The organism is Rhodococcus sp. YL-1, from assembly GCF_001942025.1.
GTDB lineage: Bacteria > Actinomycetota > Actinomycetes > Mycobacteriales > Mycobacteriaceae > Rhodococcus_F > Rhodococcus_F qingshengii.
The window spans coordinates 1,446,449-1,468,178 of record NZ_CP017299.1 but is presented as its reverse complement, the minus strand read 5'-3'; the positions used below and the strand labels follow the sequence as shown (position 1 = coordinate 1,468,178).

25 protein-coding genes are annotated in these 21,730 nt (G+C 62.0%); 12 read left to right on the top strand and 13 right to left on the bottom strand.

Annotation, left to right across the window (positions count from 1 at the left end):
* Positions 1–912 (top strand): biphenyl-2,3-diol 1,2-dioxygenase, encoded by a 912-nt coding sequence (bphC, locus tag BH682_RS06875; RefSeq protein WP_075832515.1) that lies wholly within the window; start codon positions 1–3, stop codon positions 910–912.
* A 251-nt stretch (positions 913–1,163) separates the two neighbouring features.
* Positions 1,164–1,946, top strand: a complete 783-nt coding sequence (locus BH682_RS06870) for an IclR family transcriptional regulator (protein WP_007726735.1) — start codon at positions 1,164–1,166, stop codon at positions 1,944–1,946.
* A 1-nt stretch (position 1,947) separates the two neighbouring features.
* Here BH682_RS06870 and BH682_RS06865 read toward each other — a convergent pair whose 3' ends face one another.
* The gene (locus BH682_RS06865; RefSeq protein ID WP_003944324.1) at positions 1,948–2,649 is read right to left on the bottom strand and encodes a PadR family transcriptional regulator; all 702 of its coding nucleotides are present in this window, start codon (positions 2,647–2,649) and stop codon (positions 1,948–1,950) included.
* A gap of 240 nt (positions 2,650–2,889) precedes the next feature.
* On the opposite strand from BH682_RS06865, the gene BH682_RS06860 reads away from it, so the two are divergent.
* From BH682_RS06860 to BH682_RS06850, 3 genes are all read left to right on the top strand, one after another.
* Positions 2,890–3,390, top strand: a complete 501-nt coding sequence (locus BH682_RS06860; protein ID WP_075832512.1) for a flavin reductase family protein — start codon at positions 2,890–2,892, stop codon at positions 3,388–3,390.
* A 112-nt stretch (positions 3,391–3,502) separates the two neighbouring features.
* On the top strand, positions 3,503–3,889 hold the full coding sequence (locus tag BH682_RS06855; protein WP_003944423.1) for a nuclear transport factor 2 family protein: 387 nt from the start codon (positions 3,503–3,505) through the stop codon (positions 3,887–3,889).
* Entirely contained in the window at positions 3,889–4,134 is a 246-nt protein-coding gene (locus BH682_RS06850) for a hypothetical protein (protein ID WP_003944366.1), read from the top strand. The genes BH682_RS06855 and BH682_RS06850 overlap by 1 nt, the downstream gene beginning before the upstream one ends.
* Here BH682_RS06850 and BH682_RS06845 read toward each other — a convergent pair.
* Positions 4,107–4,592 carry a flavodoxin family protein gene (locus BH682_RS06845; protein WP_003944338.1) on the bottom strand — a complete coding sequence of 162 codons (486 nt, stop codon included), beginning with the start codon at positions 4,590–4,592 and terminating at the stop codon, positions 4,107–4,109. The two genes, BH682_RS06850 and BH682_RS06845, sit on opposite strands and share 28 nt — an antisense overlap.
* 152 nt (positions 4,593–4,744) lie before the next feature.
* Here BH682_RS06845 and BH682_RS06840 point away from each other — a divergent pair, with 152 nt between their 5' ends.
* Positions 4,745–5,146 carry a nucleotidyltransferase domain-containing protein gene (locus BH682_RS06840; RefSeq protein WP_003944289.1) on the top strand — a complete coding sequence of 134 codons (402 nt, stop codon included), beginning with the start codon at positions 4,745–4,747 and terminating at the stop codon, positions 5,144–5,146.
* Positions 5,143–5,820 carry an AAA family ATPase gene (locus BH682_RS06835; protein WP_075832510.1) on the top strand — a complete coding sequence of 226 codons (678 nt, stop codon included), beginning with the start codon at positions 5,143–5,145 and terminating at the stop codon, positions 5,818–5,820. Before BH682_RS06840 ends, BH682_RS06835 begins: the two co-directional genes overlap by 4 nt.
* On the opposite strand, the gene BH682_RS06830 is transcribed toward BH682_RS06835, so the two are convergent.
* Positions 5,798–6,418, bottom strand: a complete 621-nt coding sequence (locus BH682_RS06830; protein ID WP_039972697.1) for a TetR/AcrR family transcriptional regulator — start codon at positions 6,416–6,418, stop codon at positions 5,798–5,800. The two genes, BH682_RS06835 and BH682_RS06830, sit on opposite strands and share 23 nt — an antisense overlap.
* Before the next feature lie 91 nt (positions 6,419–6,509).
* Between BH682_RS06830 and BH682_RS06825 the strand changes: the two genes are divergently transcribed.
* Entirely contained in the window at positions 6,510–7,880 is a 1,371-nt protein-coding gene (locus tag BH682_RS06825; protein WP_007726721.1) for a cytochrome P450, read from the top strand.
* Between the two features lie 72 nt (positions 7,881–7,952).
* The gene (locus tag BH682_RS06820) at positions 7,953–8,195 is read left to right on the top strand and encodes a hypothetical protein (protein WP_042452212.1); all 243 of its coding nucleotides are present in this window, start codon (positions 7,953–7,955) and stop codon (positions 8,193–8,195) included.
* 57 nt (positions 8,196–8,252) lie between these two features.
* On the opposite strand, the gene BH682_RS06815 is transcribed toward BH682_RS06820, so the two are convergent.
* Positions 8,253–9,524, bottom strand: a complete 1,272-nt coding sequence (locus BH682_RS06815; RefSeq protein ID WP_080726745.1) for an EAL domain-containing protein — start codon at positions 9,522–9,524, stop codon at positions 8,253–8,255.
* Positions 9,525–9,760: 236 nt separating this feature from the next.
* Positions 9,761–10,072 carry an STAS domain-containing protein gene (locus BH682_RS36680; RefSeq protein ID WP_223304622.1) on the bottom strand — a complete coding sequence of 104 codons (312 nt, stop codon included), beginning with the start codon at positions 10,070–10,072 and terminating at the stop codon, positions 9,761–9,763.
* Positions 10,073–10,484: 412 nt separating this feature from the next.
* Here BH682_RS36680 and BH682_RS06805 point away from each other — a divergent pair, with 412 nt between their 5' ends.
* A complete protein-coding gene (locus BH682_RS06805) occupies positions 10,485–11,918 on the top strand; it encodes an FAD-dependent oxidoreductase (protein ID WP_054187130.1) in 1,434 nt (477 codons plus the stop codon).
* A gap of 186 nt (positions 11,919–12,104) precedes the next feature.
* On the opposite strand, the gene BH682_RS06800 is transcribed toward BH682_RS06805, so the two are convergent.
* From BH682_RS06800 to BH682_RS06785, 4 genes are all read right to left on the bottom strand, one after another.
* Entirely contained in the window at positions 12,105–12,407 is a 303-nt protein-coding gene (locus tag BH682_RS06800) for a hypothetical protein (RefSeq protein ID WP_042924156.1), read from the bottom strand.
* Between the two features lie 115 nt (positions 12,408–12,522).
* Complete coding sequence (locus tag BH682_RS06795; RefSeq protein ID WP_063314848.1) at positions 12,523–13,353, bottom strand: mycofactocin-coupled SDR family oxidoreductase; 831 nt, start codon at positions 13,351–13,353, stop codon at positions 12,523–12,525.
* Between the two features lie 4 nt (positions 13,354–13,357).
* Positions 13,358–14,155, bottom strand: coding sequence for a mycofactocin-coupled SDR family oxidoreductase (locus tag BH682_RS06790; RefSeq protein ID WP_058038555.1), 798 nt, complete (start codon positions 14,153–14,155; stop codon positions 13,358–13,360).
* On the bottom strand, positions 14,152–15,777 hold the full coding sequence (locus BH682_RS06785; RefSeq protein ID WP_075835183.1) for a flavin-containing monooxygenase: 1,626 nt from the start codon (positions 15,775–15,777) through the stop codon (positions 14,152–14,154). Before BH682_RS06785 ends, BH682_RS06790 begins: the two co-directional genes overlap by 4 nt.
* A gap of 237 nt (positions 15,778–16,014) precedes the next feature.
* Between BH682_RS06785 and BH682_RS06780 the strand changes: the two genes are divergently transcribed.
* Positions 16,015–16,455 (top strand): hypothetical protein, encoded by a 441-nt coding sequence (locus BH682_RS06780; protein ID WP_075835181.1) that lies wholly within the window; start codon positions 16,015–16,017, stop codon positions 16,453–16,455.
* A gap of 7 nt (positions 16,456–16,462) precedes the next feature.
* Here BH682_RS06780 and BH682_RS06775 read toward each other — a convergent pair whose 3' ends face one another.
* Complete coding sequence (locus tag BH682_RS06775; protein WP_063314849.1) at positions 16,463–17,122, bottom strand: response regulator; 660 nt, start codon at positions 17,120–17,122, stop codon at positions 16,463–16,465.
* Positions 17,123–17,298: 176 nt separating this feature from the next.
* Here BH682_RS06775 and BH682_RS06770 point away from each other — a divergent pair, with 176 nt between their 5' ends.
* Complete coding sequence (locus BH682_RS06770) at positions 17,299–17,760, top strand: hypothetical protein (protein ID WP_007726708.1); 462 nt, start codon at positions 17,299–17,301, stop codon at positions 17,758–17,760.
* Positions 17,761–17,851: 91 nt separating this feature from the next.
* Here BH682_RS06770 and BH682_RS06765 read toward each other — a convergent pair whose 3' ends face one another.
* From BH682_RS06765 to BH682_RS06755, 3 genes are all read right to left on the bottom strand, one after another.
* Complete coding sequence (locus tag BH682_RS06765) at positions 17,852–19,027, bottom strand: NADH:flavin oxidoreductase (protein WP_054827517.1); 1,176 nt, start codon at positions 19,025–19,027, stop codon at positions 17,852–17,854.
* A gap of 132 nt (positions 19,028–19,159) precedes the next feature.
* Positions 19,160–19,879, bottom strand: coding sequence for an ABC transporter ATP-binding protein (locus BH682_RS06760; RefSeq protein ID WP_075832508.1), 720 nt, complete (start codon positions 19,877–19,879; stop codon positions 19,160–19,162).
* Complete coding sequence (locus BH682_RS06755; protein ID WP_075832506.1) at positions 19,879–21,729, bottom strand: branched-chain amino acid ABC transporter ATP-binding protein/permease; 1,851 nt, start codon at positions 21,727–21,729, stop codon at positions 19,879–19,881. The genes BH682_RS06760 and BH682_RS06755 overlap by 1 nt, the downstream gene beginning before the upstream one ends.
* Position 21,730: the final 1 nt, after the last annotated feature.

Here is a 21,730-nt window from a genome sequence, read left to right as displayed (position 1 = left end):
ATGACACGCACTGACATCAAGGGACTTGGCTACGCCAAGATCTCGACCAACGACATGGCACGTTGGCGCACTTTCGCTTTCGACGTTCTCGGCTTCGCCAAGGGCAGTGGGCCGGACGAGAACGCGCTCTACCTACGACTCGACGAGCGTGCTGCTCGCATCGTCGTCGTCGAGGGTGAGCGCGACGAGATCGTCAACATCGGTTGGGAGGTCGCCGACCACGCCGCACTGCGCCGCGTTCAAGAAGCACTCGAAAAGAACGGCACCGAGGTCGAGCAGCTTTCGCTCGCCGAAGCAGATGCTCGACGGGTCGAAGAGGTCATCGCCTTCACCGATCCCGGCGGAGCAGCCATCGAGGTCTTCCACGGAGCGATCCTCGACCACAGCCCCGTGGTGACGCCCTTCGGCGCTCGATTCGTCACCGGCTCACAGGGTCTCGGCCACGTCGTACTCCCCGTCATGGACAGTGCTGCGAGCTTCGACTTCTACACCGAGGTGCTCGGCTTCTACCCGCGCGGCGCCTTCCGCCTGCCGGCCCCGCCTGAATTCGGGCCGCTGCGAATCCGTTTCATGGGCGTCAACGAGCGTCACCACAGCTTGGCCCTGTGCCCGGCACCGCACGGCGGCGCACCCGGCCTGATTCACATCATGGTCGAGGTGGACACCCTCGACGCCGTCGGCCAGGCACTCGACCGCGTGATGAAGGACGGATTCTCCGTGTCGTCGACCCTGGGTCGTCACACCAACGACAAGATGATCTCCTTCTACGTCCGCGCACCCGGCGGCTGGGACATCGAGTTCGGCACCGAGGGCGCGAGGGTGGATCAGGACTCGTACTCCTCCGAGGAGATCACCGCTGACAGCTACTGGGGCCACGACTGGTCCGGAAGCGAACCACTGGCAGCTATGTAGTACCCGCCGGTGGCGATCAATACCTGCCGGTGGCGATCAATACCTGCCGGTGGCGATGTAATACCTGCCAGTAGTTAAACGACGAGGGGGTTTGCGCGAGCATTCGCGCAAACCCCCTCGTCGTTTCCACCCGCGACGCGCCCGAAAACAGACCGGTGATCCACTTCACAAATCCGTAACTCTATGACACTATTTCTAATTGAAATAGCCAGTTCACTGGTTGTGGAGCTCTAAGAGAAGTGAGGTACACGATGACACTGCAGGCTGTGGATGCTTTAGGCGCCGATTCGGCCCCGACAGCAATTCTCGATCGCGTCTCGCTGGTTCTCGACGCCTTCGACGGTCCCGGCAGGTTGACGCTCGCTCAAGTCGTTCGGAGCACGGGCCTTCCCCGCTCGTCTGCCCACCGCATGCTCGAACGTCTTGTCTCGATGCGTTGGCTGCGTCGCGACGGCCGTGACTACGAACTCGGTATGCGCCTCGTCGAACTGGGATCGCTCGCGGTTCATCAGGACCGCCTCCACGCTGCAGCCATGCCCCTTCTCCATGAGCTCTACCGAGTCACCGGATTTGTGGTTCACCTCGGCATCCTCGACGGGCCCGATGTGGTCTACATGGAGAAGATCGGCGGACGCCTCGCCGCCGCAGTGCCGACGCGTGTCGGTGGTCGACGCCGCGCCGAGACCACTGCGATCGGTCAGGCACTGCTCGCGTTCGGTTCGCCGAAGTCCTCGGGCTACGCACTGCCCCACCTCGCCAGAATCCGCGAGTCCGGGGTGGCCTTCGAATCCGGAAACGGCCTACCGGGATTCAGCTGTCTTGCGGCACCGATCGGCCCCATCGGCCGCGCCGTCGCCGCGGTATCCATCTGCGCGCCGTCGAAGGCCCTCCGCCTCGACCACGTCAGCGCAGCGCCGGTCCGTATGGCGGCCGCTGCCATTTGGCGAGGCATCGACGGCGGATCGCTGAGCGTCACTCCGACTTTGCAACGTCGTCATCTGCTGCGCAACATGCCGACCGCAGCCGGGGCCTGACTCAGATACTCGAACCGTTGCCGGTGAGCCCGGCTTGCTCGAGCGCCAACACGTACTCCTCGACGTTCTTCCATTTGCCAGGCGTCGAGGGCAACGGTGATCCCAGTCGGTCGTGCTCGGCGACGTTCGCGAACTCGGCGGTCGCACGATCGATGTCGTCGAGCAGTTCGCGAGCAAGTTCGATCTCGGCTCGGAAGTACCGTTCCGACCATCGCAACGTCATGACCGGGAACGACCAGGCCGGCTCGTTCTCGGCATGATCTGCGTGGAGTTTCGCGCGTCGAATCTGCTCTTCGACATTGGCGATGTGGGCTTCCACCAGCGCCTTCAGTCGCTCGGGCTCGTTGAGGTGTCCCATCCACAGACGCAACATCACACCGTGCTTGAGCACCGGAACTTCCACCGGTGCCTCCCGTGACCACGTCCGGACGGCGTCGGTTCCTGACTGAGTAATGGAGTAAAGGCGCTTGCCTCGCACCCCTGGTTCGGAGACGACCCGGGACTCCACGAACCCGATGCTTTCGAGCTTCTTCAGTTCTGCGTACACCTGGCTGATGGACGGGCTCCAATAGAAGAAGCCGACACTCCAGTCAGCCCACTTCTTCAAATCGTTTCCGGTCAGCTCCTCCCCGAACGTCAGCATCCCGAGCACTGCCCAGCTGGTAGCGGGAAGTCCTCGGGACACGTCATCAGGTTCGGACATGCCCGAAGTCTAACAATCACTGGTCATTTGCTGGTTTCGTAGAATCCGAACGGACCGCTGAGCGGGATCAAATTTGCTCGAAACCCCTCCACCTGCCACTCGGTCGGTCCTGACCCGTGCCGAGAAGCCATTGCTGCCATTGAGTGGGACTGCCGCTGGATTACGGCCGCGGCGCCACACATCGTTGCTTCTGAAGCTGTTTGCAGAGTTTTGAACAAAAGATTTGAACAAGGAGACGACATGACCGTGGAAAACGCCGAGCCGCCAGTTCTGGACGGACGCACACTTCGCAACGTGATGAGCAATTTCTGCACCGGCGTCACCGTCATCACCGCTCACGACGGAAATTCACCCCTCGGTTTCACCTGCCAGTCCCTGGTCTCGGTATCGCTTGATCCCCCGTTGCTCTCGTTCTGCCCGGCGAAGACGTCGACAAGTTGGCCGAAGCTTCGCGAAACGGGAACTCTCTGCATCAATGTTCTCGCCCACGATCAGCAGGACATGTGTTCGGCGTTCGCTCGCGGCGGGACGGACAAGTTCCTCGGCGTCGATTGGGATGCCGCCGGCAACGGTGCTCCGGCGCTGAGCGGCGCGCTCGCCCGCATCGAAGCAACGGTCGAGCAGGAGCACGACGCCGGTGATCACACCATCGTCGTCGCACGCATCACCGATCTGAACGTGCTGCGCCACGACGGTCCGCTTCTGTTCTACCGCGGCGGGTTCGGACGCTTCGACGCCTGAGTGCTCAGGCTGTCCCGCTGCGTGGGAGATGCCGGCGCCGAATCGAGCCCGCACCGATAGCGTCCGAAGTAGTTGTCAGACCCTGAACTTCTCGACTGATCGGACTAACTCGATGACCACTCTCGAACCAGACACCACGGCCGCGATCACGGCGACGGTTACCACCTACCTCGACGCCGTGGCTCGCGGATCGTCAGCGGACATCGCCGCCCTCTACGCCGAGAACGCGACGCTCGAAGACCCGGTCGGCAGCGAACCCCGCGTCGGCAAGGCCGCGATCACCGAGTTCTACGGCGCTCTCGAGGGCGGTTCGCAAGAGACGGAACTGCTTACCTTGCGGGTGAGCGGATCCAGCGCGGCCTTCCACTTCCGCGTCGTCACACCGGTGGGCGATCAGGTCTACGAGGTCGAACCGATCGACGTCATGACTTTCGACGAGGACGCCAAGATCACGAGCATGCGCGCCTTCTGGTCACCGGCCGATCTGATTGCACGCTGATGCGTCAGGTCAGTTGCCGCAACTGCGGAAATCGCGTCCTCGTCGAGAAGTACAGCGAAGCGCACACCAGCGTCCAATGGCTCGAAGAGTCGCAGGAAGTGTGCCCGGAGTTGGGTCGCGTGAACAGCCGTGCCAACGCTCAACGGACGTGTGGCGCTCTGCGCCAGACGATCAACGACCTTGCCGACGCCGGTGAGCTGGAGATGAGCCTGCGCAGCTACCCGGTGCCGGGCAAGCTGTCCTGAACGCTTCCGCGTAGCATTTCGGCGAACATGCGCGCCGATTCCAGGTCGTCGGCGTTCGGCCGCCCCTTCCGGATACCGCCGAACGGCTTGAACGGGAGATAGGTATCCCACGCACGGGACGAGAAGGCTGCGACCACATCGAAGCCCTTCTGTTCGAGCAACTGAACCAGTGGACGCGAGAAGCGATGAATCCCCTTGTCAGGAAAACCACTGGTGGCGAAGACAAAAGCCTTGGATCGCCGTTCTTCGGGGAGTGCCTCGACGAACGAGCGTAAATCTGCGTGGTACGAGCGTAGGTAGATGCCGGAGCCGAACCCCACCAGGTCGTAGTCGGCGAGCTGCGCGGCGTCGATGTCACCGGGCTCGACCACGCGAGCATCGAGAACTTCTCCGATGACGTCGGCGATCAGCTTCGTATTGCCATGGGAGACAGAGGTACACACGATGATTGCTTTCATCGGCTGAGTTCTCTCATTTTGGACATACGCATCCCTCCGCCTGGTTTGTCACTGACAGTTCCAGGATAGAGGCCCCGGCGAAGCTACGGAGAAGGGTGGCGATGGGGAATGATGCCGGTATGTCAGCAAGGTTGAAGGGATGAAGACGTGCGGTGAACGCGCTGCTCGTCGACGTCGAACGATGGGCCGCTGAGCACGATGACGTCAAAGCTGTAGCGCTGGTCGGGTCCTACGCGCGCGGCGCGGAGCGTATGGCGAGTGATCTTGATCTGATGATCCTGGCCGACGACGCGAACGCGCTCGCAAATGAAGACTGGTTCGACCGGCTCCGCCCCGACGCGCGATTCATCAGAGCCGCCAACTGGGGGCCAGTCCGAGAACGACGCTTCCGCCTACGGTCCGGTCTTCTCGTCGAACTGAATTTCGCGAGCGAGAGCTGGGCCGACCTTCCGCTCGACGCGGGCACTCGACGCGTCCTCGAAGACGGCCACCGAATCCTGTACGACACCGGGCCTCTTCGCGTCGCTACGAGCGCGGGAAGAACTGCTCGATGAGCACCAAGACGGTCTTCGAGACCTTGGCCGCCGAAATAAACGCGCTGCGCGGCTCTCCCGTCGTCGCGATCGACGGCGTCGACGGGAGCGGCAAGACGACATTCACGAAAAGTCTTGCAGCACAGCTGAATGAACGCCCCGCCATTGTGATTCACGTCGACGACTTCCTCAATCCGCCGGAGATTCGCCATCGCAGAGGTCGGCTGTCACCGGAAGGCTTCTGGCTCGACAGCTACGACTACGACGCCCTCGAGCGTCATGTTCTCGCCCCTCTGAGACCGGGAGGTGACCGCGAGTACCGACCACGACGGGACAGCGACGCGTACTTGCATGCAGCCGACGGAGCCGTGGTCCTCGTCGAGGGACTCTTTCTGCATCGGGACGAATTTGCTTCCCGATGGGACTATTCGATCTTTCTCGACGTGCCCTTCGAGATCACCGCCGAGCGAATGAACCTTCGCGACGGAACGAACGCGGATCCGGAACACCCGTCGATGAACCGTTATGTCGGCGGCCAACGTCTGTACTTCGCGGCTGCAGAGCCCTGGACCCGCGCGGACAGTGTCATCGACAATTCAGACCCGAAACTGCCTCGAATCACGACACATGCCGCCCACTGGAGTTGGCAGTCCGCATCGCCGGCCCCGCGTTTCATCGGTGCGCTGTGGATGTGAATTGGAAGGTTGCGGCATCCACGATCTCAGCGGGCGTGATGTCGATTTCGCCGTTGAGCCAGGCCGTCACCAATTCGGCCAGGCCGCCCACGAACAGTAATCCGTTGATCTCACCCTGATGGGGAGGCCAAGCTCGATCGCCGTACAAGAGCGCAGCCTCGTCGGCCACCATCTGCGCGAACCCACGCAGCGCTCCCCGCCTGTGAGTGCGCAGCGGCTCGTAAGCCACCGACTCGACCATCGCGACACGCCCTTTTCGAGGATCGTCCGTCAGGATGTTGACGAACGAAGCAATGGCGCTCCGCACGCGCTCCTCCCGTGTCCCATCGGTCGTTCGGAGTGCAGCCATTCCGGCCACGCGCACCTCGTCGACGATTCCGTCGAAAACCTGCTGGAGGAGTTCGTCCCTGCTGGTGAAACTCTCGTAGAAATATCGCTCTGTCAGCTTGGCATGCGCACAGATGGCGGTCATGGTGGCACCCTGCCTGCCCGCGGCTGCAAACACGTCCAGTCCTGCTGCGAGCAAGCTTTCACGCCGAAGCGCGGCCCGCTGCTCACCACTCAGACCGGCATATCGACGGGGTGTGGGAGAAGCCATGAGTCGATCTTGACAGACAACGCGACTGTGACGCAGACTACCCCCATCTGACAGGCGCCACTGTCAGATGCAAACGGAAGGCAGGTACGTGATGTCGAAAATCCTGGCCGCTCCACCCATCCGGTCGCAGTTGCGTCCCATCTCAGGCAATTCGGGACTACCCGGAATAGGGCAAACTTTCGAATACATCCGCGACCCTCTAGCTCTGATGCAAAAACGCTGGGATCGTTACGGCGAGGTCTCGTGGTTCTCGATGGCCGGTAGACGGTGGGTCGCAGCCCTCGGACCCGACGCATGCCAAGAAGTTCTCCAGAACAAGGACCGCGCTTTTGTCAACAGCGACGGGTGGTCAGTGCTCATCGGTCCCTTCTTTCACGGGGGTCTGATGCTTCTCGACTCCGAAGAGCACCTACGACAACGACGCATCATGCAACAAGCCTTCACGAGATCGCGTCTCGAAAAGACCGTGGACGTGCTGAATCCCGCGATCGCCTCCGCGCTCGACGCCTGGACTCCGTCCGATGGCTTCCGCGCCTACACCGCTCTCAAAGCTCTCACACTCAACCTCGCGACCGACATCTTCATGGGCGGCGCGGAAGGGACCACTGACAACGAAATCGACTCTGTGAAAAAAGCTTTCGTCGATTGCGTGCAAGCTGCAACCTCGGTGATCCGTTATCGAGTTCCCGGCACCAGATGGAAGCGCGGCCTCGACGGGCGCCGAACCCTCGAAAACTTCTTCCGCCGCTACCTACCTGCGCGCCGTTCACGCGAAACCGACGACCTGTTTTCCGTTCTCTGTCACATCGAATCAGACACCGGACAGCGCTTCAGCGACGGCGAGGTGATCGATCACATGATCTTCCTGCTGATGGCCGCACATGACACCTCCACCATCACCATCTCGACAATGATGCAATATCTCGGCCAGAATCCTCAGTGGCAGAACAGATGTCGGGCGGAATCACTCGCACTGAGTACGTCGACGCCGAGCTATGCCGAACTCGACCAACTCGCCGGCTTGGACCTGGTGATGAAAGAATGCCTCCGACTCGTCGCTCCCGTGCCGGTCATGGCTCGCCGAGCGGTGTGTGACACCCAGATACAGGACCACTTCGTACCCGCTGGGACCTACGTGTCAGTGGTGCCACATTTCACTCACCACATGCCGCAGTACTGGCCCGACCCCGAACATTTCGATCCCGAACGTTTCGCGGACCACCGACGTGAAGACAAGGTGCACCGGTATGCCTGGGAACCGTTCGGTGGAGGCGTGCACAAATGCCTCGGCATGCACTTCGCCGGCGTCGAAATCAAAGCGATCATGCACCACCTGCTCACACGCTTCGATTGGCAGGTCGCGCCCGGCTACACCGCCCCTCTCAACTACATGTCCTTGCCGTTCCCCTCCGACGGACAACCGATCGATCTGAAACCACTCACGACTTCTCATGACCGGTAGCGACCGAACCGACGTCAAGATCGACTCGCACATGACTACCGGCACAGACGCTTTCGAAATCCAGAGGAAAACATGAGCACTCGGCCCGCCCGAAACCGGCATGCACGCGCTGCTCCGAAACCAGAGGTCGTCGCAGCGGCGGAGTTCCTACTCGCAGAATCCGACGCCCATGTCTTCCGTCGCCGCTATCTCGAACTGCTCACCCACACCACAGCGCCGGATGGCGCAACCGTCACGGACTACACGGTCGCCGAAAGGTATCTACTCAACTCTGCAGCAAAGAGACGTGCTGCGCGGCGCCCGGCCACTCCTTAGCCACGATCGCCGGTCGGGCAGCGCTCGCGGCGAACGTCGAGAACATCGGTACGGGGTTCACGAATTCGTCTTGGGGTAACGACGAAGAATAGAGTGCGCTGCCTGGGTGACGGTGGTGCGATCGTAGGTTTGCACGAAGTCGAAGGTCCGCTCGAGATCTGGACCGTTGTCATGAAGATCTCGCGCCGACAGCATCGCCGCATGGTGTGGTCCCAGAGTGACGACCGTCCACTCGTTGACGAGATCATCACCCGGGTCGAGCGGTGCGTGTTGAACTTTACCGTCGAGCATCACGGACAGTCCGACACCGTAGACACCGGCAAACCCTACGGTATCGGCGAGGTGACGCCACCGTGCTGTTGTGGATGCGGTGAAATGCTCGGCTTGTTGAAAGGTGCCCAGAACAAGCATCGAGGAACCCGATGTGGCGGCTTGCGCTTCGAGGGACTTGCTCAGTTGGATCAACAGACGCTTGGTACCGCGCCGGATCCGGCTGTGAGCAGACACGATCGAGTAGGGAGTGCCCACCTCGGGGATGGGATCACTCCACACCGGACTGTCGGGCATCGCGACGACCGGTTCGGACAACAGTGAACTCGGATCGTCGACTGCGGGATACAACTCACCCGTTCCGTATGTGGCTCCGATGGTGATTGCGGCAAGACGGGACGATTCCGAGTCGACACCCTCGGCAAGGATAATCGCGTTCGATCGCTCGACGTAGGCGCCGAGCGCGTGCACCGTCGTTCCCACTTCGAAATATGCTGCCTTGGAAAGCAATTCAGCGGAAGTGATAATGATGTCGGGTTCGACCAAAGACAGAAGTGTCGCCGAGTGCCTGTCGATGCCGACACCGTCGAGTGCAATCAGACGCCCGCCCGCGCGGGCTTCTCTGATCACTGCCAGAGAGTTGTGGGGATCGGTAAGCACCGATGCGCTGTCAACCGTGATGACGATCCGTTGCAGATTTCTCGTCGCTCCTTCGATACCAGGAGCGTTCAGAGCTGCTCGGGAAGCCGAGTCGACTGCCACCAGCAACGGCAGGCGATCCGCGACGGTGCATGCGAGTGCAGTACGGGACATGGCCAGTTTGTGACTGTCGAATTCCGAGCGTTGCTGCATCAACTGCGAGGCGCGACGGAGGGCATGCGCCGAACACAGAGAGGAATTGTCAGGCCCACGCAATTGCAACTCGGCGCCTGCAAGTGCGTGGTCGTCGAGGCGGCGTATCGGTGCGAACTGCATGCTTACTTCCAGACCAATCACATCGGAGAACTGGGTGATCGGAGAATTCGACGATGTCGAACCGTTGCTGGTGTCATACGCCATGGTGTGGCTCTTCACTACGAGTCGGGACCACCAAGCGTTCATGCGGCCGGACGCGTCGATGGCAGCGCCGGCTGCTCGACACCGAACGAGACTACCGCAAATCTCGGCGCAACCCGGTGACGACAACCTGATCCCGCGCCGCAAAGTGCACATCGACACGCAGATCAGACCAGATACCAAGTCAACGCGTATCGAGCACTGCTCACTTTACATCGTTCGTGGGAGTTGTTTCCGGCTCAAGCACCGAGAGCATCAGCGGTCGACGTGGCAACGCCCGCAATGAGTTCGGAGGCGCCGAGAGCCTGAAAGATCATGGAGACCGCTCGCGTCGGGGCAAACAAGCGAATGCGGTTGTTGCCACGCCCCGCAGCATCGACAACGGCATTCGCCACTCCGGACGACATGAAGGTCACGCCGGAGAGATCGACGTGAATATCGGTTCCGATCAGGAGAAGTCGGTCGAGCGCGTGCACCAATTCCACCCGCTGACCCATGTCCAATTCTCCGGCAAGTCTCAGTACCGCATACGAAGGGGTGTAGCTTTCCACGTCGATACTGTACCGATGCCCTTCTCGGCCGGCGCTGTCAAAGAGATCGAGAACATTTGCAGCTGAAGAACGTTCGTTGATCGTAGTCATGAAAGCCTCTTGTCTGGACTCGGCGTGCCCCACCGCCCGAATCAGCGATGAATCACTGTGCGTCGGATAACCAACCGTGTCGGTCACTGCGTTCCAGACGAACTCTGCCACCGGCAGGTTTCGCCGACACAACCACATCTATAACGCTAGGGTCTCGAAAACGTCACAGCGCGATATCGCACTCTTGGCGCCACCCCTGACGCACTGAATTTCTACCTCGCCTGGCCCCCGGGGCGACGTCTCTGCGGCGTCGACCACTGACTTTCTCGCTCATCGGGAAGGTGGGTTCGCCGCACCACCATTCCGCAATACCTTCTGTGACATGGATAACATTGTCGACGTACTCGTCATCGGATCGGGCGCTGCCGGATCGGCCGCAGCGCTCCAAGCGCACGCCGACGGCGCATCGGTCGTGATTCTGGAAAAGAGCGGACCTGATTCCGCGGGCGGCAACACTCGACTGTCCGGCAGTGGATGGTTCGTCAACCAGGACCCCGCTGCCGCCCGAACCTTCCTGCGTTCGTTGAACGGGGAGTTCCCCGTTGCCGAGGACGTCATCGATGCCTGGGCCGAGAACACTCACGGACTGTCCGACTGGATCCGCAGTCTGGGTGCAACTGTAGCGATGACCGGCGATTTCCATTCCGCGGCAGAGTTCGCCGAACTTGACGGAAGTTCTTGTTACGCAGGGATGGACACCGTCGAAGGGAAGATGGGCAATGAGCTTCTCTACCGGTTCCTCGTCTCCGCTCTCGCTGAACGCGGCGTCACAACACTATTCGACACCGAAGCCACCGGACTGCTGACGGATGAATCCGGAGCGGTGACCGGAGTCGAGATCCGTTCGGGTGAAAAGACTTCGCAGATCCAGGCACGCCGGGGCGTCATCCTTGCCACCGGAGGATTCGAAGCAAATCCGACGATGGTGCGCGACTACTTGCGTCTGGAGAATCCGAAGATCTGGGGCTCACCATCGGCAACCGGCGACGGTCACCGCATGGCACAGGCCGTGGGCGCCGATCTGTGGCACATGAACAACATGATGACCATTACGGGAATTCCCGGCGACCTCGAAAATCCGACTGGATTCTTCCTCGCACTGTGGAACGCGCACAACTATGTGTTCCTCAGCCGGGAAGGTAGACGCTTCACCGACGAGTCAGCCGAAATGCGGCATGGTCATGTGTTCAGAGAGGGTTCCTACCAACACTTTCCGGTGCAACCGATGAACGTCGTCTTCGACGAGACGATGAGGTTGGCCGGACAGCTGAGCCCCGGCCGCGACGCACTGCCCGTCGGCCACAGGGTTCTCGACGAAGGGTACGAGTGGAGCTCGGACAATCAAGCCGAGATCGACAAGGGATGGATCCTCAAGGCGGACACGCTCGCCGAACTCGCCGAGAAACTCGGACTGGACCCAACAGTCGTGGAAACGAGCGTGCGACGCTACAACGAGGCGTGCGCGGACGGCATCGACCATTCGTTCGGCCGCAATCCCGAAACTTTGGCCCCGGTGGCCACCGCTCCGTTCTACGCCGTCTCCGGGTCGCCACTGCTGGGATGGAGTAGCGGTGGGCCGCGCCGCGACGGTCATTCCCGCGTACTCGATACTGCCCGCAATCCAATTCCTGGCCTCTACGCCGCGGGCGCGGTCAGTTCCACCTACAGCGCGGCGAAGGACGGCGGATTCCACATTGCCGACGCCTTCGCATTCGGCCGTGTCGCCGGGGCCCATGCCGCCGCGCGTAAAGCTTGATATCGCCGGCCTTTCGACTGACTAGCCATGCACGATTACGTGGCTGGTCAGTGGTGGTCGATCGTCACGCAGATGAATCCTCTGCGCCGGATGAAACCGGGATTCGTACCGGGACGCTATCGTGGCAGCGTACGACATGCTCGCCGAGAGAATCCGAATCATCCGCGCCGAAGGTCTTCTGCCGATTCACGCCCGAGCAGCCTTGACCTCGTCGAAGAACGCGATGACGGCTGCCTCGTTCTCCGGCGGAACAGTCAGCGATGCCCGTGGACCCGCTACCGCGATCGAGTCGTCGGCGAGCCTGTTCCCGATGGTGAGTTTCAGTCCCGACTTCGACGGTTTCGCCTTCACCGCAATGTGTTCGACATGCCAACGAGCCACTTCGCTCGTGCTCGCGGCGGTGCGGTCGAAGACCTCCACCGTGCGGTGGTCGAGGACCATCACGATGTTGGTCCCGACGGTGACTTCCAGATAGCGCCGTTCCGCCACGGTGTACGCCTTTCGGTTAGGTGAAACCGACGCTACACACCGTGGCGGAACTCAGCGTGTCAAAACCTCAGCTGTTCAAGATTTCAGCTGTTCAAGATTTCAGCTGTTCGAAACCTCAGCGGGACGAACTTCCTGCATCCACCGGCAGGGCGACCGACGTGATGTAGCGAGCCTCGTCGGAAGACAGGAACAGAGCAGCGTTCGCTACGTCCACCGGTTCGATCCACGGAATGGCGAGCATGTTCATCGTCATCGCTGCGGCAGCAAATTCTTCGCGCGTCGGGTTCTCGAGATCGGGGCGGAACTTGCCGCGCACCAACGGGTTTTGAATCATGAGGGTGTCGACGTTGGTGGGATGGACCGTATTGACGCGTACGTTGTGCGGAGCCAGTTCCTTTGCCAGCGAACGCATCAGACCAACGACTCCATGCTTGGCTGCGGTGTAGTGCGCGACTCCGACCAGCCCCCGAAGTCCGGCGATGGAGCTTGTGAGTGTCATCGATCCCCCGCCCCGCGCGATCAAGTGCGGAGCCGCGACGGTCGTGGTGTGCCACACGCCGGTCAGATTGACGTCCACCATGGTCTGCCACATCGTTTCCGACATGGTCAGGGCCCCGTCGGAGGACGTGATACCAGCTGTAGCGCAGACGATGTCGAGACCACCGAGCGTTCCGACGGCCGAGTCCACGGCACTGCGCAGTGCCTCGAGATCCCGAACGTCCACTACCGCAGATTCGACCTTTCGCCCCAGCGCCCGGATCTGCGCCACTGTCTCATCGAGATCGGCCTCCGTCGCGGGCGGCGTGACTGTGGTTTCCACCGAGGTGCACACGTCGACCGCGATGATGTCCGCGCCCTCTTCGGCAAAACGCACGGCCTGAGCCCGCCCGATTCCTCGTGCCGCACCCGTGATCAGCGCGATCTTGCCTTCCAATCGAGAAGTCATCAATTCACACTTTCTGGGTCAGGCCGGCGTCGACAACCAACTGACAGCCGGTCATGTAGCGGGACTCCGCGGATGCGAGGAACAGGACCGCATTACTGACGTCCACCGGATCGACCCAGGGAACGGGCAGCAAGTTGCGAGCGCTGAGCACTGCAGCAGCGTCTGCTTCGGTGGGATTCTCGATGTCCGGGCACAGGTTCGCGAACACTCGCTCGTTGATGATCATCGGGGTACGTACCGAACCCGGATGCACGGAGTTGACGCGGATACTCTGCGCCCCCAACTCGTTGGCCAGCGTTCTGGCCAGGCCCACCACGGCATGCTTGGCTGCGCTGTAATGACTTGCTCCGGCAATACCTTTGATTCCCGCTGTCGAGCTGACCAGAACGACGGATCCACCGTCGCCGAAGTGCGGAACGCAGGCCTTGACGGTGTGCCACGCCCCGGTCAGATTGACGTCCAGCGAGCGGTTCCACACTGCAGGATCGATGGTCCACGACGGTCCCGGCGTGTCGTAGACGCCTGCATTCGCGACCACGACGTCCAACCCGCCGAGTTCGGTAACGCACTCGGCCACGACGGCGGCCAGACCGTCGAAGTCCCGAATATCCGCCACACCGGTGACCGCGACACCGCCTCGATCACGCACTGCCTGAGCGGTTTCCGCCAACCCCGATTGCGCCTGTTCGACATCCAACGCGATCACGGACGCGCCTTCCTCGGCGAGCCGCTCACAGTGTGAGCGTCCCATTCCTCCGGCAGCACCCGTCACGAGTACCCGCTTGCCCTCCAGCCGGCTCATGCGTGCACCGCGCTGTTCAGCTCGAAGCCTCGGTATCCCGCTGCTGCCACGTCTGCACAGATGTCGGAGTAGACACCGAAGCCTCCGATGAAGGGCATGAATATCCTCGGCTTTCCCGGGATGTTGGCTCCCATGTACCAGGAGTTCGCGGATGGGAACAATGTTGCCGACGCCCGGCGTGAGCACTCCTCGAGCCAGTTGTCCACGGCTTCGGCACTCGGCTCGATGGTGTCGATGCCCGCCGAATCGAGGTGGTTGATCGCGTCGGCGATCCAGTCGACGTGCTGTTCGGCAGCGAGAATCATGTTGGACAGCACACTCGGGCTGCCCGGCCCGGTGACGATGAACAGGTTCGGGAAGCCGTGAACTCCCAAACCAAGATAGGTTCTCGGACCCGCATGCCAGTTCTCTCGCAAGGTCTCGCCGTTGCGGCCACGGATCTCGATGCGATCGAGTGCCCCGGTCATCGCATCGAAACCGGTGGCGAACACCAATGCGTCGAGTTCGTAGTGCGAGTCGGTCGTCTTGATCCCGGCCTCGTCGATTGCCTCGATCGATGCGCTCTTGAGATCGACCAGGCTCACGTTGTCACGGTTGTAGCTCTGGTAGTAGTCGGTGTCCGTCACGATCCGCTTGGTCCCGATGGGGTGGTCGTTCGGGATCAGCAGGTCGGCGATGGCCTGATCTTCGACCACCGATCTGATCTTGGCCTCGGCAAATGCGGCCGCCGTCGCGTTGGCGTCGATGTTGCTGGTCTGGTCTGCGAAGGTTTTGGCGAACAGAACACCGCCGAGCTTCCACCGCTCCTCGTAGGCCGCGTTCCTCTCGGCCTCGGACACCTCGAGCGCGCTGCGAGGATCCGAAACGAACGGAGATCCACCGCCACTGCGCTTGGACAGCGCTCGACGCTCGGCGTAGTCGGCCTTGATCTCTGCGCGTCGTTTGTCATCGAGAGGCGTGTTTCCCGCCGGCACACTGTAATTCGCGGACCGCTGGAACACGAAGAGGTGATCGGCCTGCTCGGCGATCAACGGAACGGACTGGATGCCCGACGATCCGGTGCCGATCACTCCCACTCGCTTGCCGGTGAAATCGACGCCCTCGTGCGGCCAGAAGCCGGTGTGGAAGACCTCACCGCCGAAAGTCTCGCGACCTGCAATGTTCGGAACGTTCGCGGTCGAGAGGCTGCCCGTGGCGCACACCACGAACCGCGAGGTGACGTCATGACCACCGTCGGTGTGCACTCGCCACGTCGACGAGTCCTCGTCGAACTGTGCGCTCAGGACACGGGTATCGAAAGTGAACCCACTGCGTAGGTCGAAGCGATCGGCGACGTGATCGAGGTAGGACAGGATCTCCGGCTGCGCGGCGTACTTCTCGCTCCAGTCCCAATCCTGTTGCAACTCTTCGGAGAACGAGTAGGAGTAGTCGAAACTCTCGACATCGCAGCGTGCGCCCGGGTAGCGGTTGAAGTACCACGTGCCGCCCACTCCGGAGCCCGCCTCGAAGCCGTGGACACGCAGCCCCTGCTCGCGAAGTCGGTGCATGGCGTACATGCCGGCGACGCCGGCGCCGATGACTACGACGTCGAGTGGTGCGGTGGAGAAGTCAGGATCGGTCATGGTGGCCACGCTACGAGTGGGTTGAATGGTAGAGGAACAGGTTCTCCCGCTGGGTGGGCGGAGCCTCCACCCCATGACGCTGGGTGGGCGGAGAGCGCTGTGTCCACCGATCGGGGGACAGCGATGTCGTCCAGCACTCGGACCCGTAGGTGGACAGACCCGAAGGGATTTCGGGGCCATAGTTGTCTCATCACAGAAACACACGGTCACCAAGACCGACAAATCGAGGAGAACATGATGAGCACCAACACAATTCGACCTGAAGCACTTTCCTTCTCCGGCCTCAGCATGGCAGCTCTGGTTGCCCGCTCCGCCGGTGCGAACACGGTGAAGTCGATGACCGACCCATCCGTCACGACGGCGATGATCAGCAATTCGGGTCGCGGGGCCCTGTATCTGGTCGACGCATCCAACCCGAACGGCGACTGGGTCGTCCCGCCGGCGGACTACATCCTCCCCAACATGAACGTGAACGTTGTGGCCACGAGCAAGAACCAGAACGACTTCCCCATCGTGCTCACGTACCGCTCCGACGACGGTGGAGTGTTTGTCTTCAGTGCTACCAACTCGAAGACCAGGGCGGATGCCGGAGGTACGTACGCCCCCGACAGCCACGACGTCACGGTGACGATGACCTCGGGTTACCCGGCCATGAACGTCACGTACGTGCTTCGGTGACGCTTGCTCACTCCAACAATCCCTGCCGCATCGCAGCGGCGACGGCGGCGCCTCGATCGTTGACTCCGAGTTTCTCGTAGAGGCGCTGCACGTGAGTTTTGACGGTGGAGGGCGCAAGAAAGAGTTGTGAGGCGATGACCGGGATGCTGGCGCCCTGCGCGATCAATCCGAGAACCTCACGTTCGCGGGCGCTGAGCGTCGGACCGGACGGTTCACTACGACGCCGAACCTCTCCTACCAATCCGGCGGCGATACTGGGCGGCAACACATCTCGTCCCGCAGCACAGTCGAGCACGGCACTCACGATCTCGGCGCGAGTGGATTCCTTCGGCAGGAATCCGGCAGCACCGGCTTGCAGGGCCTGGTACACGACAGACGATTCGTCGTGAGCGCTGAGCAGAAGCACACGCGTCGGAAGCTCGTCTCGAACGACTGCGGCGGCGACCTGAGTTCCATCCAGGTGCGGCATCCGGAAGTCGAGCAGCGCGACCTGCGGGCGTAATTCGCGGATCATTGCGAGCGCTGCTGCGCCGTCGTCGGCCTCGCCCAGGACGTCGATGCCGTCACTGCCGGTCAGAGCCCGAACCACGCCCTCACGGAACAGTGGGTGATCGTCGCCGACCACCACGGAAACCTTGCCGGCCAGCGGCTTCGTGCCTTCGCGCATTGCTCACTTTCTCACGCCCGTACCAGCAATGCGAGCACTTACGCCTCCCCCGATCGGGGGACAAGAGATTCAACCCCGCCACGGCCCCGTCGGCGGACATACTGCAGCACTCATTCGCGACAAGATTGATTCATCGCCGAGAACGGCAACCACACACCATCCCAGGAGCAGACATCATGCGTACCAACACCACTCGCTTCGTAGCAGTCACCGCAATCGCCCTCGCTGTCGGCGGAACCGCACTGGGAACCGCAGCGATCGCCAACGCCGGCACCATGCCCACCGACGGCCCGACGGTTGCCATGACCATCACCAACAACACCGACAACCCGATGCTGCTGGACAGCGCGTCCAACCCCTACGGACAGTGGATCAACGGCCCCCGCTCCTACCTGGCCCCGCACACCACCGAGATCGTCACCGCCTACAGCAGCGATCCCCGCGGTATCGGTGTCGACGTCACCTACAACGTCGCCGACGGCGTCCAGACGGTCATGGCTGCCAACAACTACGTCGGCAACCCCACCCTCGACGGGACTCGCATCATCGGCGACCCGACGCACGTCATCCTCACCGACTACATGGCCACCGGCTACCCCACGATGAACGCCTCCTACGACGTCTTCACGCAGAACTGAACCAAGCGTTGATGCAACCACGAACTTGATCCGCTACGGCCCACGACCCGGTATCCGCATGGATGTCGGGACGTGGTGTGCGCTGACCAGCTCAGACGCGTTCGACCAACACGCAGCGGGCGCCACTGAAGATCGTGGGCATGCACTTGTTGCAGTGGATGCACAGTGATTGGGTATCGGATTCGGCCGCGATCCGATTGATCAGATCCGGTTCTCTGAGCAGCGCCCGTGCCATGGCGACGAACTCGAACCCTTCCGCCATTGCGGTATCCATGCCCGCTTTGTCCGTGACACCCCCGAGCAGCACGAGCGGCAACTTCACCGCAGCACGAATCTGCCGAGCCTCTTCCAGCATGAACAACGGCTTGTACGGATAGGTATGCAACATGCTCTTCCCCACCAACTGCACACCGAGTCGAACAGGTTGCGGCATCGCCGCGGCGAACTCGCGGATCGGCGCATCGCCCTTGAACAGGTACATCGGGTTGAGCAGTGAACTGCCCATCGTCAACTCGAGCGCGTCGACGCTTCCGGATGCTTCGAGCCACTGCGCCACCTGGATTGCTTCGTCCACCCAGAATCCGCCTGGCACACCGTCGTCCATGTTCAGCTTGGCCAAGATCGCGACCTTGTCACCGACGGCATCGCGCACACTGCGTGCAGTTTCGAGTACGACGCGAGCCCGGTTCTCCAGCGATCCGCCGTAGGAGTCCTTACGACGGTTGAGTTTCGGGCTCAGGAACGAGCTCGCGAAATAGTTGTGACCGAAGTGGATCTCGACGGCGTCGAATCCTGCCTCGACGGCAAGTCGCGCAGCGCTCCCGTGCGCGGCCGCAATTCTGGTGATGTCCGCTGTCGTGGCAGTGCGAATCATCCTCATGCTCAACGGATTGAACGAACTCGACGGTGCCAGCGCGGGCAGTCCGGTCGACTTCTGATTCGCCACGGGACCGGCATGGCCGAGCTGCGCCGACGCAGCAGCACCTTCGGCGTGAATGGCATCGGTGAGCCGCCGAAGCCCGGGGAGGGCATCGGGCCGCATCCAGAGCTGGCCGTATTCGGTGCGCCCTTCCGGTGCGACGGCGCAATACGCGACGGTGGACATCCCGACTCCGCCGGCGGCTGGGCGACGATGGAACTCGATCAGCTCGTCGGTGACCAGGGCGTCGGGAGTTTTGCCTTCGAATGTCGCGGACTTGATGATTCGATTTCGAAGGGTCACCGGGCCGAGCTTCGCCGGGGCGAGCACGTCGGGAGCAGTGGTCATCGAGTTTGCCTCTCGCGGGAGTTGTTTGCAGGACGGTAGATCGATGGCCCCGAGCCGGCTAGGGCCCGTGCCACGGAGCGGGAAACGGCTTCAGCCCGGCCGAGGTGGCCGGGCTGAAGCCGTCATTGCAGTTCAGACGCGTCCGAAATACGCATCCTTGAGCACTGCCAGGTCGTCGATGTCCTTGGCATCGGCGTCGAGAACCACCTTGCCGCTGTCGAGGACCGTGACATGATCGGCGACGCTCATCGCGGCCTCGACTGCCTGCTCGACCAGTAGAACAGCCAGGCCGGTTTCCTTGAGTTGTTGGACGCGGTCCATCACCTCACCGACGATCACGGGAGCGAGACCGCCCGAAGGTTCGTCGAGAAGGAGCAACCTCGGCTGCGCCATCAGCGCTGCGCCGATCGCGAGCATCTGCTGCTGACCGCCCGACATGGAACCGGCGGGAAGCGAACGCTTCTCCCCCAGGATCGGAAACATCTCGTACATCGATTCGACGGATTCCATAAGCTCGCCGCGCTTTGCCTTGCGGGTGTACCCGCCCAGCAGGAGGTTCTGCTCGACGGTCTGCTTGTGGAAGACCCGCTTGCCCTCCTGCACGTACGCCATCCCCTGTCGTACCCGTTTGTGCGCGGGGACTCCGGTGATGTCGGCACCGTCCATCTCGACGGTTCCGGAGGCCACCTTGTTGAGGCCGGACAGGGCACGGAGCGTGCTCGTCTTGCCTGCGCCGTTGCGTCCGAGCAGGGCGGTCACCTGACCGGGATAGACGTCGAACGAGACATCCCAGACGACGCGCAGATCGCCGTACCCGGTCTGCAAGTTTCGGACCTTCAGAATCGGTTCCATCACTTCACCTCACTGGTCTGATGGTCTACCGCGCCGATTTCTTCGAGAAGTGCTTCTTCGTCACCGGACTTGACTCCGAGGTACTCGCTCAAGACGCGTGGGTGATGTTCGATGGTTGCCGCATCGCCGGTGGCGATCACCTGCCCTTGCGCCAGCACGACTATCTCGTCGGCCAGCGAGAGGACGAGGCGGAAGTTGTGCTCCACCAACACCACTGTCGCCCCGGCATCTCGCAGTACCCGGATCAGATCTGCCAGGCGTTCGAGTTCGTCCTCGTCGAGGCCCGAGGCCACCTCGTCGAAGAGGACGACCCTCGGTTCGGCGATGACGGCGCGAGCAACCTCGAGCATGCGACGCATCCCCAGGGGCAGCGACGTCGCGATCTCGTTGCGCAAGTGCGACATCCCCACGAGTTCGAAGACACGCTCGGCCTCGACGATGTCGGCCTTCGCGATCCTGCGGAAGCTGGGCAGGCGAAGCACAGCCGACGCCATCGACGCTCGGTGCACCGAATAACGTCCGGATGCAACAGCTTCCAGAACCGTGATGTTTTCCGGAATCGTCGGAGTTTGGAACGTGCGCGCCACACCCACGCGCGCCACCTTGTGCGGCGACGACTGCGAGACCACCGTGTCACCGATCGTGATCACGCCCGCATCTGCGGTGTAGAAGCCGCAGATCATGTTGAGCATGGTCGTCTTACCCGAACCGTTGGGCCCGATCAACGCGGTGACCTTACCGGCCTCTGCGGTCAGGGTTGCCGCATTGAGCGCCTGGTTGCCACCGAACGCTTTGGACACTCCGTCGACCACCAACCGTGCTCCGTTGATCGGCGCCAGTTCCGGTGTCCCACCGCTGTTTTCCTTTGCGGTGACTACGCCCAGGCCGGCCTTGCGATCGAGTTTCGAGACGATCGCTCGCCCGACCTTGGTCAAACCCCCGGAGAGAAGCACACCGCCGATGATCAGGAAGCCGCCGTAGAAGATCAGCGAATACTCCTGGAACGCCGTCGACTGGTTGGGACCGAGCTGCATGATCGCGGCACCGACCACGGCGCCGTACACACTTGCCGCACCGCCGAGGATCGACGCCGCCAGAACTGCTGTGGCAAAGGTGAACCCGAAGGCTTCCGGCGAGATGAACAGGTCGGTGTTGGCGAACAGCGCACCCGCCAGACCGGCGGGGAACGCACCGATGGCATAACCGAGCAGCTTCATCCGGTACACCGATACACCCTGCGACGACGCCAGAACCGGCGACTGCTTGAGCGTGCGGAACGCGATGCCGTGCCGCGAGACCACCAGGTTACGCATCACCGCGAACCAGAGCACGGTCACGACGACGACCACCATGTAGTACTGCTGGGTGTCGAGTTCGGAACCGAAGAACGTCGGCGGCTCCATACCGGTGAGGCCGTTTCGGCCGCCGGTCTTGCCACCGAAGATCGCCAGTACGTCCGGTACCAGCAGAACCAGGAAGAACGACGTCATCGCCAGGGACCAGTTGCCCAGGCGCAGACCGGGAACACCGGTCAGGATTCCGACCGCCAGTGCCACTGCTCCGGAGGCAGCAAGCTGAAGCAGAATGTCGGTGTGACCTGCCTGGGACATCAGACCCGCGGTGTAGGCACCGGCCGCGTACATCGCTGCCTGGCCGAGTGCCAGTTCACCGGCAAAGCCGAGGCTCAAGTTCAGGCCACTGACCACAAGTGCCAGGATGCAGGCCAATTGAATCTGACGTGATGTCGACAGGTCGAGTCCCATCACGGGCAGCAGCAGGATCACCACGGCCAGGACGAGTGGGATGATCCAGCTCGGTAGGGAACGGAAAGTCCGCCACGCACTTACCATC